Origin of the sequence: Neobacillus niacini (genome assembly GCF_048572935.1) — a bacterium.
Lineage (GTDB): Bacteria > Bacillota > Bacilli > Bacillales > Cytobacillaceae > Neobacillus > Neobacillus niacini.
Window position 1 is genome coordinate 4,747,697 of the sequence record NZ_CP183883.1, and the last position, 18,462, is coordinate 4,766,158.

The window sequence follows — 18,462 nt, forward strand, 5'->3', positions numbered from 1 at the left end:
TTAACCAATTATATCATTTTTCTCTAATAATCGAAGGGCTCTTTTAACATCTGAAACGCTGACAATAATTGCATTATCTTCTCCAAAGTATATAGCTTTCACTTTTACTTTACGAAACAAAGCTTCATATATACGACTTAAGACGCCGATTGTTCCGGTTACCAACCCAAGAAGCTGTATAACTTTCTCCTCCAGAAACCTTACGCCTGCTGAGCAAAGAACATCTCGCACAACACGATTAGCATCTGGATCATTCGATAGTGGGGGCCCAACAACAATTCTGACAAGATTAGTGTTTTGTAGCTTAGTGATTGTGGTACCGGTAAAACTTACACCTCTATTGGATATATTTTTTATAATATTATTAAGAGTTTGATCGTCCGCAGTGAATGTAAATTGCTGTCTTATTCGGGCAGTTAAACATAAATTCATGCCGTCCATTAATATCACTTCCTTTCTATAACAATAAATTATTCATTTTATCAATAGATGACAGGTTTATCCGTCCATAATCGTGAGCCTAATTTAAAAAATATATCAGTGATAGGGGGCAAAGCCCTTTTTGATATTAGTGCCAAAGACAAAGAAACTTAAAAACAAATGGCTACTTGCAATGAAGTGGAAATCATAGAAAAAAGAAGTGGTGACATTTCTTAAGACAATGCCTGAAATAAAAAAGAACCGCAACCCAAAAGTAAATGGATTTGACGGTTCTCTTTTATTTGGATAAATTAGCAGATTTCCCAATTCGAAGCAACAGTCGTTCGAGGTACATGATGGATATCCTCGTTTTCAACTTCAATGAGATCTGCATGACGGAAGAACATGGTTGGTTCATGCATTCGATCACTTGCTCTTCTGCCTACGAACGATATTTCTAGTTTCTTTGCATCTTTATCAATATGACCTATAGCATATAAACGAATAATAGAGTCAGGAAGAACACTATTAAAAAGACGTAATCTTAAACAGCTATTATTAAGAATGGTAAATAAATCGGAAGATTCAGTCCTTACAGTTGTTGAGTCCGGAGGACAAATGTCTGCAAAAACTTGTACCTTAAAATTTTTAGAAGTTGGATTTATAATTGTAATAGCAACCTCGTCTGGAGGACCGCCGACGGGATCACCTGTTATTTTCCTAGGAACCATCATCGGTCCTGTTGTAAGAATTTTTTTTGACAATTTTTAGCACCTCATACTTTTTAGGATTACTATATTTGATGCACCAAAGGGACAGCTTGCAAGGGACAAAGCTCCCTTTATAAAATTATTTTTCATTCCTTCAACGGATTGCATAAAAACCGGTAAAAAGGTTAATCAAAGGAAAAATTACGGGCAGAAAACCAGTGCTTAAACTACGGTACCACGTGATACGGAAACTCACAATTAGACTTTTAAAATTAGGAAGCAACCTTAACCAACCCCAGACTGGATCAGTAACGATAATCCCCCCGTCTAAACCAGTGCGAGTTTCGGCTTATCTTTTTCGTAATAACAACCGTCTACATAAAATAACCTCCAATAAATAACTATTTGGAGGTTAAAGAAACGTTCTCTATAGTCTCGTCAACAGCCCCTTTACAATTGGGCCAGTAGATAGGGATGAGACTGTTAAGGAATATGTGAAACTTAATCAAAGTAATTCTGTTCAAACCCTTGATAAATCGATACTTTTGGCGGGACTGCGTGGGAATCGAACCCACCAGACCTGGCACGCAGGTCTCAAGCAGTTTTGAAGTTCTATACAGTACGTCATTTCTAATATCACAAAGTCCCATAAAGTGCTATAGAATAAGGTTTCTGTGATTTTAGAGTGTTAGGTAATATCATTAATTTTTTTCAAATGGGCACCAAACTCGGCACCGAAATCTTCTCCTCCCCCACCCTCTATGTAACCAGCAAAATAACCTTTCTCATACATCTTCAACTCATTCAACCCGTTTGCTGGTCAGGAAAATCAAGATTTGACTAATGCAGGAAAGGAAACATTTACCACTGTGCCTGGAGCTTCCATTTTTGACAGCACTGAATCATTTTCAATGATTCGCGGCGGGCATATTGACGTAGCATCCTTGGCCGCATGGAATTGTTTTGAAGATGAGTGACCTTGTTAAATAGGGTGATCCCAGGTAGATGCTCAAAGATATGGGTTGAGCTATGGATCTCTTTAACGGTGCAAACGGGTTGTTGCTATAATGGAACATGTCAAAAGTATGGTGTGTCCAAGATAACTTGTTGGTTTTGATAATCGACAGGTGGAGGACAATTTGACGTTTACATTGTTACTATTTTTTATTTTCTTTCGGAAGCTGGTACTCCGGCAATTCCCCAATGAGTCTTTGGCATTTCATTAACCAAAACTCTGACACTTTGTTTAGGAGCATCTAATGTTTCAACAACTGTATCAGTAATATTTTCAATTAATGCTTTTATTTTTTCAGGGGGTCTGCCTTCCATAATATTTACTTGAATAAGCGGCATAATTTATCACTCTCAATCCTTCATAAATTTCAATCTTAACATATCTCAACTTTTAATTATCTTATTCACCAATAGTGAAAGTAACTTCTCCAAGTCCGTCGAACTTTCCGGAAACAAAATCCCCTACTTTTAAAAGGACAGCACTTGTTAAAGCACCAGACATGATGATTTCACCTTTTTTAATCTTGTCGCCTTTTCTGGCAAGCATATTGGCTAACACAGCAATTGCATTGGCTGGATGCCCTAAAACGGCTGCACCAACTCCAAGTTCTTTAATTTGACCATTAATCGAAAGTGTAGCACCTACTAATTCCAAATCAAAATCACTTGGTTTTCTTAGTGTATTTCCGAAAACAACCCTTGAAGTAGATGCATTATCAGCAATTACATCTGTATGGGTAAAGTTAAAGTTTTCATAACGGCTGTCAATGATCTCAAGTGCCGGCAAAACATATTCTGTTTTTGCTAATACTTGTGCACCAGTAATTCCAGGTCCTTCAATATCTTCACCAATAAGGAAAGCAATTTCAGCCTCTACTTTTGGATGAATTTGAAAAGGAACGACTCCGCCATTTTCAACAAGCATATAATCAAATACATAGCCATAAATAGGCTCTGAAACACCCATTTGATCCCATTTTGCCTTACTTGTTAAACCCATTTTAGGACCAATGATTTTGTGTCCTCGATCTAATTTCTTTTGAACAAGCAATTCTTGTGCTTGATATGCTTCCGCCACAGTTAAATCAGGTTTAATAGTCTTTGTGATTTTTACAACTTCCCGTTTTTCTAATTCTGCTGCTTCAAGATAATCTGCAATTTGTTTAAAGATTTCACTAGCCATTTTCTTATCCTCCTCGGATACAATTCCATGATCTATTCAAGCCAAATTATTTAAAGTTAACGCTTACTTGTCCAAGATGAGCAAATCTTGCAGTAAAGTTGTCACCAGGTTTTGCAACCACCATGCTAGAAAGTGCACCAGAGAGAATTACTTCCCCCGCTTTTAGGGGGATACCATAATCAGCCAAACGGTTTGCCAACCATGCAACACAAGTAGCCGGATTTCCAAGAGCAGCAGCCCCCACCCCGGTATTGGCAACCTCACCATTTTGCATTAATACCATGCCAATTAATTCAAGATCAATATCTTCAATTTTTGTCGGCTTGCCGCCTAATACGACTAATCCTGAAGAAGCATTATCTGCAACTGTGTCTTGTAATTTGATTTTCCAATCTTGAACCCGGCTGTCAACAATTTCTAAAGCGGGAACAACATAATCTGTTGCTTGTATAACATCAAGGACAGTCACATTAGGGCCTTTTAAATCTTTTTTCAAAATAAAAGCAATTTCGCCTTCAATTTTTGGTTGAAGCATTGTTTTGATGTCAATAGTTCCGCCATTTTCTACTACCATGCTGTCTAAAAGATGTCCGTAATCTGGTTCATCTACACCTAACATTTTTTGTACTGCTACAGAAGTTAAGCCGATTTTTTTACCGACTATTTTTTGTCCTTCGACTAGCTTCTTTTTAATATTTTGCAGTTGAATATAATATGCCTCATCGATTGAAATTTCTGGATCTGACGTAGTTAACGGATCTATTCCAACGCGTGTTTGTTCAGCTTCAATTAATTGAGCTGCAAACTTTTCAATTTTACTTATCAATTAAATACATCCATTCTATTAAATATGTATTTTGGTCATTGTTCGTATTAACAGAAAACATTTAAAAACCTGTTGCACGGCCTAACCTATCTATACCGTGCAACATAGATGTTTTTAGAAAAGAGAATTATAGTTTAACACAAATATTCGTTAATTCTGTGTAGAATTCCCAGCTATGAGCACCGCCAACGCGACCTAGTCCGCTATCTTTCGTACCCCCAAATGGAGTTCTTAAATCACGTACGAACCAGCAGTTGATGTAAGATAAACCTGATACAATTTTTTGAGCTACACGATGTGCACGACGGATATCGTTAGTCCAGATTGTGTTACTTAAGCCCACGCGGGTATCGTTTGCTGCCGCAATTACTTCTTTTTCTGTGTCGAATGGAATAACTGTAACAACTGGCCCAAAGATTTCTTCACGAACACAACGAGAACTGTCATCTAAACCAGTAATAATAGTAGGTTCTATGAAATATCCTTTATCCAATCCTTCAGGACGTTTTCCTCCTGTAACGAAAGTTCCGCCTTCTTCTTCAGCAATTTTTAGGTAGCTCATTACTTTATCATAGTGTACTTTAGCAACTAATGCGCCTTGATCGTAGGCCATATCAAATGGGTCGCCAACTTTTAATTCTCTTGTTTTTGCTGCAAATTTTTCTAAGAATTCTTCATAAATTGGACGCTCAACGTAAATTCTGGAACCACATACACAAACTTCCCCTTGATTTGTAAAACTTGATCGAATAGTGGTGGCAACTACTTCATCAATATCCACATCCGCAAAGATAATGTTAGGGTTTTTACCGCCTAATTCGAAAGAAAGCTTTTTTAATGTAGGAGCAGCTTCTTCCATGATTTTAGTACCTGTTGATACTTGACCGATAAAGCCAATACCTGAAATGTCAGGGTGTTTGTTGATAGCACTTCCAGCACCAGGACCAAAGCCGTGAATCAAGTTTACAACTCCATCCGGAACACCAGCTTCTTTAAGAATTTCCATTAATTTTGTTGCTGTCATTGGAGTTAATTCAGATGGCTTAATAACTACTGTGCAGCCTGCAGCTAAAGCTGGAGCTAATTTCCAAGTTAATAAGAATAATGGGAGGTTCCATGGCTGGATTAATCCGACTACTCCGATCGGGCGGCGATATCCGTAGTTAAGCGCATTATGAACTTCATCCTGGTATGCTTCTGTTCCTATAGAAATCATGTAGTCAGCAAAGAAATGGAAGTTTGCCGCTGCTCGAGGTGCATCAACGTGACGTGAAAATTTAAGATGCTTTCCGGTATCCAAGGATTCTAATTGTGCGATTTCTTCTTGTCTTGCTTCAAGAATATCACCAACTTTGCGGAGAACTTTCGAACGTTCTTGTACACTCATTTTTCCCCATGGTCCTTCTTCGAAAGCACGTTTCGCAGCTTTAACAGCTAAATCAATATCTGCCGCGCTTCCTTCTACAACTGTACCATAAACTTCTTCCGTTACAGGGTTCACGTTATTAAATGTGTTTCCATCTAAAGATTCAACAAATTTGCCGTCAATATAATGTAAGCAATCAAATGCTTTAACAATAGGTTCAACTACTGTTTTAGTTTGGACTTGCATTGTAAAACTCCTCCTTGAACATTGCTAATTTCTTATTAACGCCTACATACTTTTTATCCCCAAAAGATTACATCCAATATACTTTTTTTAAAAGTGTATCTACTATTCTATTATGTTTCCCATTATATGCACTTAGGACAAAAAGTCTTTAAATTGAGAAAGCTCAAAATAGGGCTACTAGCTATATAGAGTAAGCTGAGCATACTGTTCAAATACTTTAGCACCTGCTTCTGCACATTGTACATCTTCTATTGCACTACCGCCGGAAACACCAATGCCTCCAACAATAATTCCATTGTATAGTAACGGAATACCTCCACCAAAAACAACAAGCTTATCTGTATGAACAATCCCTGTTAACAAGGCGGGGTCATCTTTTATCATTGGATACCATTCATGTGTCGGTTTTCCAAATGCAGCAGCCGTATAAGCTTTATTTTGGGCAATGTCTGAGCTTAGTAATGCGGCTTCATCCATGCGAATGAAGGCTTTTAAATTAGCTCCTTCATCTACAATGGCAGCATTAATTTTAATTCCAACCTCTTTTGCTTTCTTTGTAACTGCCTCAAGAATTTTCAATGCTAGCGACTGGGTTAAAGCATATTTTTGATATAGCATTTTATTTCGCTTCTTCCAGACTCGCTTTTTTTAGTTGGTCTTCGTAATCAGCTGCAGAAATAATATCAAGATCACTTTTAACTGTCATACAACAAGCTAGTGCAAAGCCGTTGGCTAGTTCCTCATTAGATAGTGCTTCATGTGAGCGCTCTAATTCTTGCTTATATTCCCCTTCTAAAACTTTCATCTTGCACATCCCACAGCCGCCGCGCTGGCATCCTGTCGGAAATGGAATAAACTCGTTTCGGGCTGCTCTTAAAGGTGTTTGATCTGGAGCACAATTATACTCAAATTGTTGATTTCTTACCTTTAAAGTTACTTTATACATATCGTTTCTCCTTAATTTCAGATAGACTCTCGGATTTCGCCGAGGCAGATGGGAGAAGGAGTCCCTTGCCCCACCCATTTGTTTTCCAACTTACTTTGTAGGGGCTTTTTTCCCAGTAGGTCAATTTCATTTACTCTGAAAATAAAATCAAGTCAATGCCTTCATAAAGGATTCAGATAATTCTCTGCGGTGATAAAAAATACCCGTTCCAATTTTTGACGCATCCCATGTAATCGTTGGCATATCCCGAAATGCCATATACCCACCTGCAAATGCTTCATTACGGTTTCCTGATGGGTCAAAGAAATAAATGGTTTGTCCTCTTGAAATTCCGTGTCGAGTAGGAGTCACATCGAATGGTACTTCATACATCGATAATAAATCAGCTGCTTTAAATACATCATGAAGAGATTCTACACCGAATGCTGCATGGTGAAGTTTTGCATCAGGCCCTTTTACAAAAGCAATATCATGAGACGTATTTGTCGTAAATAAGAAACTGCCGACTAATTCTTCTTCCCCTTCTGTAACTACTCTTTCACTTTGTCCAAAATTAAGCACTTCAACAAAGAATCTTGTAACTGTTTTTAAATCATCACCAGTAAGTAATAGGTGATCAAGGCGATGTGGAGCAATCCCTTTCATACCTAATGGCCATGGATGTGGATTTCTCGTTCCTACGGCTGTGCCTAAGAAACCGATTTCATGATAAAGTTCACAATGATGACCAGTTGGCAAAATAAAATGGACGGCTTCCCCTTCACCTAATCTAGTATTGCTGGAAATACGAGTAGTCGTACAGCCAAATTCCTCTATTTTTCTTTCATAATAGGCAAGATCATCAATTGTCTCTACTTTAAAGGCTAAATGGACTAAACCCGCCTTGTTCGATTTTGTTAAAATTAAACTATGATGATCAAATTCATCCCATGCTTTTAAGTAAACACTATTTCCCATACGTCCCGTTTCTTCTAACCCTATAACCTTTGTATAGTATTCTACTGATTTATCTAAGTTTAATACATTTAATTCCACGCGGCCTAAACGCATAACTCTTGTCATTTTTTATCCTCCTAATACAGGTAGTTTTTTGAGAGATGACACCATAATGCCACCTTAGCACTATTCAAAATGCTGATCCGGCTCATTTTACTTTTTCTACTAACTGCAGCAGCTCCCGGCTTGGCCCGTGAAAGAAGATCATGCGCCCGCCATCAAGCGTTGGCTTCACCATATCCGAAGTAACGATGATCTCTTTTTCTTTTAAGAACTGAATCGTTTCATCAATGTTTTCGACTGTAAAAGCAAGATGGTTCACAATACCCGTTTCAATGTACTTAAGCTTTTCTTTTTTCTCATGAATAAGCTCAATCTCCATATCAGGCTGTGATTCAAGATACAAAAAAGCCATTTCGCGGTCGGATTTACTTCCCCGGAGACGGACGTTAAATCCAAAAATCTCCGAATAAAACCGGATCGATTGATCCATATCACGAACCATTATGGATACGTGCTCCATTTTCCGTATCATATAGTTCTCCTTTTATTCTTTATTTGTTTGAGGAAGCAGCAGAACCGTCCCCTGGCATCATCATTAGTGCTTTGACCCATTGCATTGAGTTTTCGTAGCAGTCGCCAATTTGAAGCACTCGATGATCTGTGAATGGTTTTCCGATTAGCTGCAATCCGACTGGCAGGTTCTCTGTTGTAAAGCCGCAGGCTACGGATAGAGCTGGGAAGCCTAGGATATTTGCTAATGGTGTTTTCCCAAGAGTAAACATATTGCTAATCGCCATTTCTGGAACCATCGTACCGATTTCAAACGGTGGTTGGACATTTGTTGGGCCGACTAAGGCATCAATCCCATTCATTTGTTTGATTGTTTCTCTGACAAATTGCTCTCTCCTGCGCTGGGCACGAAGGTAGATTGTTGCGGAAATATCACTGCCAAATTCAAAGCGGTATTTCAAATCATCTCCGTATAGATGACCGTATTTTTTCAATAATGGTTCGTGCACGGAGACTACCTCTGATTGAGCGATTGCCTTTAAGGCATTTAGGGCTTCATCTATTCCTGGTAAATCAATCGGAATGATTTCAGCGCCAAGTGATTCTAGCTGACGGAAGGCTTGTTCAATCACCCATTTCACATCAGCATCAATCCTGGAAAACATGTATGGCTCATAGAATCCTAGCCTTACACCCTTTAAGTCGCCTAAGGAGTCAAATCGAACAGGAACATTCCTTTTAACAGTTGCCGGATCTTTCACATCATGCCCTCTCATGACCTCAAGCATGATGGCCGCATCCTGAACCGTTCTTGCCATCGGCCCTACATGATCCAATGACCAGCTGAACGGTAGACACCCGCGTCTGCTAACGACTCCATAGGTCGGCTTGAACCCGACTGTGCCACACATTGCTGCCGGTAGTCGGATGGATCCAGCTGTATCTGTGCCTACCGCACCAAAGGCCATTCCTGTTGCGGTTGCCACTGCTGAGCCGCCGCTTGAGCCGCCTGGAATTCTAGTGACATTCCAAGGGTTCTTGGTGCTTCCATAATGTGGATTTTCCGTCGTTGCCCCCATGGCAAACTCATGAAGATTGGCCTTGCCGATGATAACAGCTCCAGCCTCTCTTAGCTTTTGAACAGCCGCCGCATCCTCAGAAGGAATCCAGTCTTCAAAAATTTTCGAGCCGCCAGTCGTTTTTACACCCTTCGTTTGTAAAATGTCTTTGACAGCAATGGGAATTCCGTGCAACGGCCCCCGCACAATATTATTCAGTAATTCCTCTTCCAATTGCCTCGCCTGAACCAGGGCTTCTTCTTCCATGACAGTAATAAACGCATTAACTCTTGGCTCATACTCGTGAATTTGGTTTAATGTCATTTGCGTCAACTCAACCGGTGAAATCCGTTTATTTCTAATCGCGGCCCCTGCAGTTTCAATTGTTTCGAAAAGGAGTTGATTCATGGCTTGTCTCCTCATAAACTTCTAAATTAAAAGTAAAGGACGGCTCTAATGTTGCTAATTCTAGTTCCTCATCACATAAAATGGTGCGTAGATACTCTTCTAAAGTCATCAAATCCCTACTCTCACTTTGATATTCCTATTTATTCAAATATTTTAAGACTTTACTTTCTGCCCATCCTTTTTATATTGTTCCTCCAAAGGAAAAGCCTCCTGCCAGGACTTTTCGTTCTTGTCGTAGAGTCCCGCACTGTATAGGTTCCTCAGTGATTCATTGTCTAACTTAAAGTTCTCTGCTCCTTCTTGAAACGCTTTCACCTGTTGAAGCAATAAGCGGCGCATATGAATAATCGGTAAATCACTTGTTCCTAGATGCTCTTTAGAGCGGTCGACAATCGGCCCCATTGTTTCGGTTGCTGCGTGATCCTGATTAGCGATTCCTCGGATTCCGGTGAAATTTCCTGTCTTTTGTAGCTCACGGTCCTGTGCATAATCATTCTCAAGGCTGATTTGTTTTTTGAAGTGCTCATCTAACTTTAAGCCGCGGCGTTCATGATTCGCCTGAGCATCAATTGTACGGTTATGTGAAAATTGTACATCCCAGGACCAAGTGCTGTAGTCATCTCTTGGAATGAACGCATGCCACATTCCATCCTCACCCTCAAACCTTGGTGGATAAGTATAAAACGGGAAGATATAATGAATTTCCATAAAGGCATTTTCTGTTTCGTTGCCAATTCCTACGGCTACACAGCGTTTTCCGTAATTGGTATCCTCTACATCTTGTTTGACCGGTGGATTCTTCACAAGCGGATGGTTCGGATCAATTCCTAAATCTGTACTTAAAATTCCTTCTCCTGTCTCCTGTTTCCCATGTGCTTTGTGAAGAAACGCCGCATGTACATAATCAAGATCATTTTCCATTACCTGTGCATAGTTGCATTCCTGCCAAACCCGTTCCGACATCATATATTCATCAGGAAGCCCCATCCAGTAGAATTCAGGAAATTCAGGCTGGCTCTCTTCCGGTCCCATGTACGTCCAAACGATACCTTTTACCTCCTTCACCGGATAATTTTTGATCTTGATTTTATGTCTAAACTTCGGATCGCCTTCCTCTGACGGAATTTCCGTACAATCACCATTCGTATCAAATTTCCAGCCATGATACATACAGCGTAAGCCGCATCCATCATTGATGCCGTAATATAGAGATGTTCCACGGTGCGGGCAGGCTTCCTCCATTAAACCGACTTTCCCTTCCGTATCACGAAACGCAATTAATTCCTCCCCGAGCAATTTCACGCGCTGCGGCTTGCCGTCGCTTAGTAATTCATCTGACTTTAATGTCGGTATCCAATAGCGGCGAAACAACTCACCCATCGGAGTACCAGGCCCTACTCTTGTTAATAAATGATTATCTTGTTTTGATAACATGTCGATTCCTCCCATTTGTACTTTATCTGTTTTTAGAAAATTTTGACTTTATGTTTATATCTTATTAAAATAGCATCATTCAAACAATTTATCTTTAGGTCGGAAAATTTTCATTTTATAACCGAAACATACAGTTAGAGATAACTATTCTGATTCTTTCAAAAATAGTGTGAATTATGATAGATTAGTAATAAATAATAAATGCTTTTGATTTTCTTTTTCTATAGGAGGCAATATGGCGATTAAAGCAAACACCATCACCTTAGGTGATTTATTTGGAATGAACCCTGAAAATGACAACTTTCTACAAGCTCACCGAATGTTTATATCAAGCGCGGATGCCTGGGGGGCTTTAATTAAAGATTTAGTTTTAGCTCTAGGAATTGAAAGAGCCAAACGCTTTCTATTACGGTATGGCTATCAATGCGGAAGGCATGAAGCTTTAATGCTGAAGGAAATGTTTAATTGGGAGAATATTAGAGAATGGATTATGGGCGGGGTTACCATGCATGGCCTTTCTGGACGAACAACATCCGTTCCGGTTAACGTTCATATTGACGTTGAAAACCAGGAATTTGACGCGGAAGGATATTGGAATAATTCTTATGAGGCCCAACAATATTTGCAGCACTTCCCAACACACTCAGAGCCAGTTTGCTACTTTCTTGAAGGATATGCAAGCGGTTACTGTAGTACCTCCCTGGGCAAAAAAGTGGTTTTTAAAGAAGTCGAATGTATCGGTAAAGGTGATCCACATTGTCATTTTATTGGAAAAACACTTGATCTATGGGGAGATGAAATTTCACCTGAGTTAGTTGATTATGCACGAGAAGACATTGGGGACGAACTAGATCAAGCACATAAACGAATTGAAAGACAAAGTGAAATTTTAAAACGTGGGAATTTATTAAGTAATCAATTGACACAAATTGTCCTACAGGAAAAAGGACTAGACTCAATTGCCCAGACACTTGGACGAAGTTTAAAATGTGGAATCGTTATCTCCAACAAAGATTTTGAACCCCTTTCACAATATGGGGATGTATTTGAATATTCCTTAAAAAGGATTATTGAAAAAAAGGAAAACCTTGACCCATCAGATCAAAAGAAAATAATCGAAATGATCCATCATCGAACCACCATTCAACTCAATACTTTAGATAAACAAGGATTTTTCCATTATCCTTTAATCACTCCAATCATCGTGCGAAACCATGTATATGGTTATATTTCGATTATAAAAAACTCGAAAGAAATGGACGAACTCGAGTCATCTTTTATCGAGCGGGCAGCCAATATTTGTGCACTTCATATTCTAAATGAAAAAACAGCCATTGATACGGAACTAAAAATGAAAGGAGAATTATTAGACGAGGTTCTACTGCAGCCAAAGTTAGATTCTAACATTACGAAAAAAATTTCTTTTCTAGGCTATAACCTCAACAAACCTCATTATGTGTTTATTTTTCGTTTACAAAATCCGTCCTTTGATTTTCAAAAGGATGAATTAGTACATGATGAAAAGGAAGTGATTATGAATGTCCTTAGAAAATATTCAGCTAATGCAGGAGAAAATATACTAATCTCGAACTCTTTTGGACAGGTTCAAACCCTTATTTCAGAAGATTTATTGAAGACTAACAATTGGAGCGAAAAGGAATTAGGGACATTTATACTAAAAGAAGTGAAAAAGGAATTTCCTTCATCACAAATAATCATTGGAATCAGCAACATATGTTTGAATATAAATGGTGTTCACGAAGGTTACAAACAAGCGAAAAAAGCTTTAGAAATTGCCCAAATCAACAATGAGAACCAACACGTGTTCCAATTCTCAGCCATTGGACCTATCTCCATTCTATTAGATGCCAGAAATCCACAGGAATTGGAGGACTATGCCGATTATATTTTAGGTGCCATCTATCAATATGATATTCAGAAATCTGCAGAACTATTAAAAACTCTTTATTTCTATTTAAATAATGAATGCAATTTGCATAAAACAGCCCGCTTCCTGAATTTATCAATTGGAGGGATGCGTTACCGCCTTGCAAATTTAAAAGAACGATTTAACATTGATATGATGAATTCAACAACGCGTCGTGAGGTTCAAATGGCCTTAGACATATATACAGCATTTGGCAAACTGTCTACCCTCTTTTGAATCAAGAGGTAGAAGGTATAGAAAATCAAGATTTACGATAAATATAGAGACTGTCCTAGTTTAAAATGGACAGTCCCTTTCATTTTTTACCATAACTTAGATACATCCTGATCTCAATACAACCCCAATCCATTGATAATAGGATAGAAACTGCCCATTCCCCTCCAACACCAACACCTTGTATTAATCTCATTAAAACAAGCAGGATAGGAGCCCATATTCCAATCGAGTCAATTTATATGCTGGAATGGGTTCTTGTTTTTTCGTTCATATGTTCTTCTTAAAATAATTTGACCAGATGTACGAATCGTATAGAAAAATGAAAAATAATAGACCAATCTATACATTGTTTACTAAAATGACCTAACGTATAATCCATAAGGTGAACCGAAATTTCAGAAAATTTAGAATTAGCGGTTCAAGAAGACTAAGAGATGATCTTAGCCCATTTTTTAATCCATTTTGAAAGGAGAAAAGATGAAAATGCACAAAAAAGGCTTAACGTTATTTTTAACCTTTGTTCTGTTGTTAGCCTCCATTACTCCGGTACTGGCGGATTCACAGAAAAAAGGAACAGCAAAAATTGTCCGCGACAATTATGGTGTCCCGCATATTTATGCCAATAATAACGAGGACTTGTATTTTACCTATGGGTATGTAATGGCTGAGGATCGGTTGTTTCAACTGGAAACGTTTCGTCGGGGGAATAACGGGACGGTAGCTGAAGTCTTTGGGGAGAAGTTTTTAGCCAGGGATCAACAAATGAGAAGAGATGGCTACACAGATCAAGAGGTCCAAAAGATGATTACAAAAATGGATGGATTCTCAAAAAAGGTCATCCGTAACTTCGCAGCAGGTATCTCTTTGTATGTAGAAGAAGCATTGAAAGATCCAGATGAGAAGCTGTCAAAAGAATTCCATGATTACAAGGTAACACCTAAGGCTTGGACAGAAGTGGATGTATTAAGGTTGTTCATGTCCTCTATGGGGGTATTTATGGATTCAGAGCAGGAAATCCAAAATGCTAAGATTTTAGCTCAATTGGAAAAACAATATGGCCCTGAAGCAGCGAAAAAAATGTTTGACGATATTTTTTGGGAAAATGACCCTGCCTCACCTACTACTCTGCCGGATGATGGAGCTGTCAATCCTGTTAAAAAGGATACAAAAAAGACTGCCAATCAGCAGTTTCCGGGGATTGAAAAAGCATCTGAGACATTTTCAGAGAAGCGCAATGATTTCGTTGTAACTTCACAAGAATTAGGACTTCCGCTGAAAATTGGAAGCAATGCAGTTGTGATTGGTCCTGGGAAATCAGCAACAGGTAATGCTTTACTGATGGGTGGACCGCAATACAATTTCTCTGCACCTGGTTCTGTGTATGAAGTAGGCTTGCATGCTCCAGGAATTGATATTGAAGGTTCTGGGCTAATCGGTCTTCCGATTATCATGTTTGGTACGAAAGAAAACTATGCTTTTACCTCCACTTACGGAGTTGGGAACTTAGTTGATATTTTCGTAGAAACATTAAACCCTGAGAATTCATATCAATACTTATATAAGGGAAAATGGCTCGATATGGAAAAGAAAGTAGAAACTTTTACATATAGGGACAGCGAAGGAAATCGTCAGGAAGTGGCTAAAGAATTTTACAGCACAGTTCATGGACCTGTAAATCACTTCGATAAAGAAAATAACACTGCCTATAGTAAAGCCTGGTCCTTCCGTGGAACAGAAGCAGAGAGCTGGTCAGCTTATTTAGAGTCGAACTGGGCCAATAATATGAAAGAGTTTCATAAAGAGGCAAAAGAAATGACCATGAGCATTAACTGGTACTATGCGGACAAGGAAGGAAATATCGGTCACTTTTATACAGGTAAATATCCGATTCGTGATGAACGAGTCGATTTAAGACTTCCAACCCCAGGTACAGGTGAATATGAGTGGAAGGGATTCATCGATCCAAAAGATCACCCCTATGCCATTAATCCGAAAACCGGCTATATTGTTAACTGGAATAACAGGCCTGCTTCAAATTGGACGAATGGTGAGTTAAGCTTTATGTGGGGTGAAGATCACCGCGTACAGCAGTTTATCGATTTAGTCAACGCTAAGGACAAGTTAACAGTAGACGATATTGATGATATTAACTATCATGCAAGCTATGTTAACTTAAGAACAAAATGGTTTAAACCGATGTTGATGGAGGCTTTGGAAAAAACAAATGACCCAAGATATCAGGAAGTGTATGAAGCCCTTCAGGATTGGAACAATCTAAACGAAGATAACAATAAAGATGGTATGTATGACAGTCCAGGCTTAACAATCTTTGAATCATGGTGGCCGCTTGTCGTGGATAATCTTTACAAAGCGCAGCTTGGGGATGCTTATGCCTCGTTAAAAGGGATCATCGATCATCGTTATGGGTCAAGTCTTACATTAAGAGCTTTGGGAGGAAATAACGGCCCGCTCAAAACAAATTATCCATGGCTGAATGAAGACACTGACCAATTCTTGCTTACAGCATTAGATCAAGCACTTGAAAAGCTCGAGGAAGAGCACGGAACAGATATAAGTACCTGGTTGAAACCGGCCCGGATGATGGTATTTACTAATACTTCATTAATCGGCCTTCCGCAATACGGATCCGAAACAAAATTACTCGAAGCAAACCGCGGCAGTGAGAACCATTATATCGAACTAACCAAAAATGGCCCTAATGGAGTCAATGTAAATCCTCCAGGTCAAATTGGTTTTATCAAAAAGGACGGTACAATGCATACACATTATGAAGATCAAATCGAGCTGTTTGCAAATTGGGAATATAAACCTGTCTTGTTTACAGAGCAGGATGTGGAAAAATACGCTGTGAGTACTAAAGTACTTAAAATTAAAAAATAGAGCGATATGAAAACACAGGATCCCATCCTGTGTTTTTTCGCGATAACCATCTTATTCATCCTTCTTTATGAAACGTTTGAATCAATTGTTTGTCATATTTTAACTTGATAAATAGTTTTTCTACTTTAGGATAAAAAAAGGCAACAATAGGTCCCAGAGAAACAACCATAATGAACGTTCCAATGCCGACGGGCCCGCTGAAAAGGAAGCCGAGCGTGACGACTGCCAGTGAAAATAATGTCCTTGAGGTAGAACGGCTCATCTTCCAAATTTCCTCAAGAAGAAGTATCATTCCGTCCGGCGGTGCAGGCGAAAATTTTGCTTGTAAATAAAGCGATACGCCTAAGCCCATGAATAGTAACCCAAAACAAAGGAACAAAATTTTACCGGGTAATTGTTCGGGAATATAAACTAGTTCCGTGACATAAAGCCACATATCAATACTTAAGCCGGTCAAAAAGGATGTTAAAAAGGCCAGGATATCGGGTCTGTTTCGGCGCACAATGGCCATAATCGTGACCAATATGGCACCAATAATAAACTCCCAGCTGCCTACAGTTAGACCAATTGTTTGCTGAAGACCGACCTGTAATGAAGGCATTGGAGCAGCTCCAAGCTGGGAATTTACTGAGCAGCTGATCCCAAAGGAAAGCAGCAGAATGCCAATCATATAGAAGGCAAAGCGAATTCGAATGTTTATGTTAACAACCAATGACATCACTCCTTATAGCAAGTTCATTTTAAAAAAAGAGACGTAACAAAAAAACTTCTATTTTTTAAAGATAAAATAGAAGTTATGGATAGAAAGTATGAACTATAACCCGATTAATGGACACTAAATAAAAAGTGCCCCTTAATCGGGTTTTTCTATGTCCCCTTAATGAAAACCCGTTTATAATAAAAGAATTATTGTGGACGGAGGATTTATCATGAGTAAGAATCTATTTACCGAATACCAGATTAAAGAGTTAGAGAAGAATCCTAATGTTAGTCGGGTTTCAAATCGCTCTATTTCCTATGACCCTGACTTCAAAATAAAAGCCGTAAAGGAATATCAAAAAGGGAAAAGTCCTTCCCAAATTTTTATCGAGAACGACTTTAACATTGAAGTAATCGGTAAAAACCAGCCAAAGAGATGTTTACAAAGATGGCGCGCAACCTTCGATAAATCAGGTGAATTAGGTCTTCAAACAGAGCGTAGAGGAAAGGCAAGTACTGGACGCCCTTCGTCGAAGGAACTATCTGTGGAGGAAAGACTGAAGAAGGCTGAAGCTAAAATAAAATTCTTAGAAGCTGAGAATGACTTCTTAAAAAAGCTAGAGGAACTAGAGAGGCAGGCGTTGAAGAAAAAACGATATTAACTCCATCAGAAAAATTCGAACTTATTGAATACATCCTTCGTCAACACCAACTAAAGAACACTGTAAGTTACTTATGTGAACTAGCAGGAGTAAGTAGAAGTGGGTACTATGCTTGGTTAAAGGCAGCTTCCATTCGCGAACAAAGAGACTTCGATGATGAAGCAGATTATGAACTTATCTATTCTATTTTTAAGCAAAAGAAGGAAAAAGTTGGGGCATTACCAATCAAGATGATTTTAGAAAACGATTATTTTGTAGTAATGAATCATAAGAAAATTAGAAGGTTAATGCGCAAGTACGGACTAATTGCGAAGGTTAGAAATGCGAACCCATACAAAAAAATGTCCAAAGCTACTCAAGAACATAAAACATGTCCTAACATTTTAAAGCGTAAGTTTAATCAAGAGGAACCTGGAAAGGTGTTATTAACAGATATAACCTATTTATATTATGCAAATGGTCAAAAAGCCTATTTATCATGTGTTAAAGATGGCAGTACCAATGAAATACTAGCCCACTATTTATCTACTTCATTAAAGATGAATATTGTTTATAAAACATTAGGAAGGCTAAAAGAAGCAGTGCAGAATCAGTTCCATCCAGAAGCAATTCTGCATTCAGATCAAGGCTTCCATTATACTCACCCCCTCTTTCAAAAGAGAGTAAAGAAGTTGAATATAACCCAATCAATGTCCCGTAAGGGTAACTGTTGGGATAACGCTCCAATGGAATCCTTCTTTGGTCATTTTAAAGATGAGGTTGATTATAAAGAATGTAATAGTTTTATTGAGTTAAAGCAGATGGTGGATTCATATATCGAGGAGTACAATAATCATCGTTACCAGTGGGGATTACAAAAGATGACCCCGGTCCAATACCGAGGTCGTCTGTTAGCAGCATAGGCTCTTTTATTAAA

General features: G+C 38.7%; 17 protein-coding genes. 4 read left to right on the plus strand and 13 right to left on the minus strand.

Annotated features, from left to right (window positions below; genetic code table 11):
• Together ACN6MT_RS23345 and ACN6MT_RS23350 are read right to left on the minus strand one after the other, a co-directional pair.
• Entirely contained in the window at positions 1 to 441 is a 441-nt protein-coding gene (locus ACN6MT_RS23345; protein WP_419888282.1) for a hypothetical protein, read from the minus strand.
• A gap of 290 nt (positions 442 to 731) precedes the next feature.
• The gene (locus ACN6MT_RS23350; RefSeq protein WP_419888283.1) at positions 732 to 1,184 is read right to left on the minus strand and encodes a hypothetical protein; all 453 of its coding nucleotides are present in this window, start codon (positions 1,182 to 1,184) and stop codon (positions 732 to 734) included.
• A gap of 782 nt (positions 1,185 to 1,966) precedes the next feature.
• Between ACN6MT_RS23350 and ACN6MT_RS23355 the strand changes: the two genes are divergently transcribed.
• Positions 1,967 to 2,107: a hypothetical protein gene (locus tag ACN6MT_RS23355; protein WP_419888284.1), complete on the plus strand. Its 141-nt coding sequence runs from the start codon at positions 1,967 to 1,969 to the stop codon at positions 2,105 to 2,107.
• Between the two features lie 187 nt (positions 2,108 to 2,294).
• Here ACN6MT_RS23355 and ACN6MT_RS23360 read toward each other — a convergent pair whose 3' ends face one another.
• The 10 genes from ACN6MT_RS23360 to ACN6MT_RS23405 all read right to left on the minus strand — a co-directional run bounded on the left by ACN6MT_RS23360 (position 2,295) and on the right by ACN6MT_RS23405 (position 11,120).
• Entirely contained in the window at positions 2,295 to 2,483 is a 189-nt protein-coding gene (locus tag ACN6MT_RS23360) for a 4-oxalocrotonate tautomerase (RefSeq protein WP_256235465.1), read from the minus strand.
• 61 nt (positions 2,484 to 2,544) lie between these two features.
• A complete protein-coding gene (locus tag ACN6MT_RS23365; protein WP_419888285.1) occupies positions 2,545 to 3,327 on the minus strand; it encodes a 2-keto-4-pentenoate hydratase in 783 nt (260 codons plus the stop codon).
• Positions 3,328 to 3,373: 46 nt separating this feature from the next.
• Entirely contained in the window at positions 3,374 to 4,153 is a 780-nt protein-coding gene (locus tag ACN6MT_RS23370) for a 2-keto-4-pentenoate hydratase (protein ID WP_419888286.1), read from the minus strand.
• A gap of 127 nt (positions 4,154 to 4,280) precedes the next feature.
• A complete protein-coding gene (locus ACN6MT_RS23375; RefSeq protein ID WP_419888287.1) occupies positions 4,281 to 5,765 on the minus strand; it encodes an aldehyde dehydrogenase in 1,485 nt (494 codons plus the stop codon).
• Positions 5,766 to 5,942: 177 nt separating this feature from the next.
• The gene (locus ACN6MT_RS23380; RefSeq protein WP_419888288.1) at positions 5,943 to 6,383 is read right to left on the minus strand and encodes a GlcG/HbpS family heme-binding protein; all 441 of its coding nucleotides are present in this window, start codon (positions 6,381 to 6,383) and stop codon (positions 5,943 to 5,945) included.
• A gap of 1 nt (position 6,384) precedes the next feature.
• On the minus strand, positions 6,385 to 6,711 hold the full coding sequence (locus ACN6MT_RS23385; protein WP_419888289.1) for a 2Fe-2S iron-sulfur cluster-binding protein: 327 nt from the start codon (positions 6,709 to 6,711) through the stop codon (positions 6,385 to 6,387).
• 147 nt (positions 6,712 to 6,858) lie between these two features.
• Positions 6,859 to 7,773, minus strand: coding sequence for a catechol 2,3-dioxygenase (locus ACN6MT_RS23390; protein ID WP_063254913.1), 915 nt, complete (start codon positions 7,771 to 7,773; stop codon positions 6,859 to 6,861).
• An 82-nt stretch (positions 7,774 to 7,855) separates the two neighbouring features.
• The gene (locus tag ACN6MT_RS23395; protein ID WP_419888290.1) at positions 7,856 to 8,242 is read right to left on the minus strand and encodes a VOC family protein; all 387 of its coding nucleotides are present in this window, start codon (positions 8,240 to 8,242) and stop codon (positions 7,856 to 7,858) included.
• Between the two features lie 19 nt (positions 8,243 to 8,261).
• Complete coding sequence (locus ACN6MT_RS23400) at positions 8,262 to 9,686, minus strand: amidase (RefSeq protein WP_419888291.1); 1,425 nt, start codon at positions 9,684 to 9,686, stop codon at positions 8,262 to 8,264.
• A gap of 153 nt (positions 9,687 to 9,839) precedes the next feature.
• A complete protein-coding gene (locus ACN6MT_RS23405) occupies positions 9,840 to 11,120 on the minus strand; it encodes a Rieske 2Fe-2S domain-containing protein (protein WP_419888292.1) in 1,281 nt (426 codons plus the stop codon).
• A gap of 235 nt (positions 11,121 to 11,355) precedes the next feature.
• On the opposite strand from ACN6MT_RS23405, the gene ACN6MT_RS23410 reads away from it, so the two are divergent.
• Both ACN6MT_RS23410 and ACN6MT_RS23415 read left to right on the plus strand, forming a co-directional pair.
• Complete coding sequence (locus ACN6MT_RS23410) at positions 11,356 to 13,284, plus strand: XylR N-terminal domain-containing protein (RefSeq protein ID WP_419888293.1); 1,929 nt, start codon at positions 11,356 to 11,358, stop codon at positions 13,282 to 13,284.
• A gap of 477 nt (positions 13,285 to 13,761) precedes the next feature.
• Positions 13,762 to 16,185, plus strand: a complete 2,424-nt coding sequence (locus ACN6MT_RS23415) for a penicillin acylase family protein (protein WP_419888294.1) — start codon at positions 13,762 to 13,764, stop codon at positions 16,183 to 16,185.
• A 55-nt stretch (positions 16,186 to 16,240) separates the two neighbouring features.
• On the opposite strand, the gene ACN6MT_RS23420 is transcribed toward ACN6MT_RS23415, so the two are convergent.
• Positions 16,241 to 16,897 carry a YczE/YyaS/YitT family protein gene (locus tag ACN6MT_RS23420; protein ID WP_419888295.1) on the minus strand — a complete coding sequence of 219 codons (657 nt, stop codon included), beginning with the start codon at positions 16,895 to 16,897 and terminating at the stop codon, positions 16,241 to 16,243.
• Positions 16,898 to 17,114: 217 nt separating this feature from the next.
• On the opposite strand from ACN6MT_RS23420, the gene ACN6MT_RS23425 reads away from it, so the two are divergent.
• Positions 17,115 to 18,448 (plus strand): IS3 family transposase gene (locus tag ACN6MT_RS23425; protein WP_419888296.1). Its coding sequence is split into 2 segments (ribosomal slippage): positions 17,115 to 17,487 and positions 17,487 to 18,448, totalling 1,335 coding nucleotides; the frame shifts between segments, so codons are not numbered across the junction.
• The last annotated feature ends 14 nt before the right edge of the window (positions 18,449 to 18,462 follow it).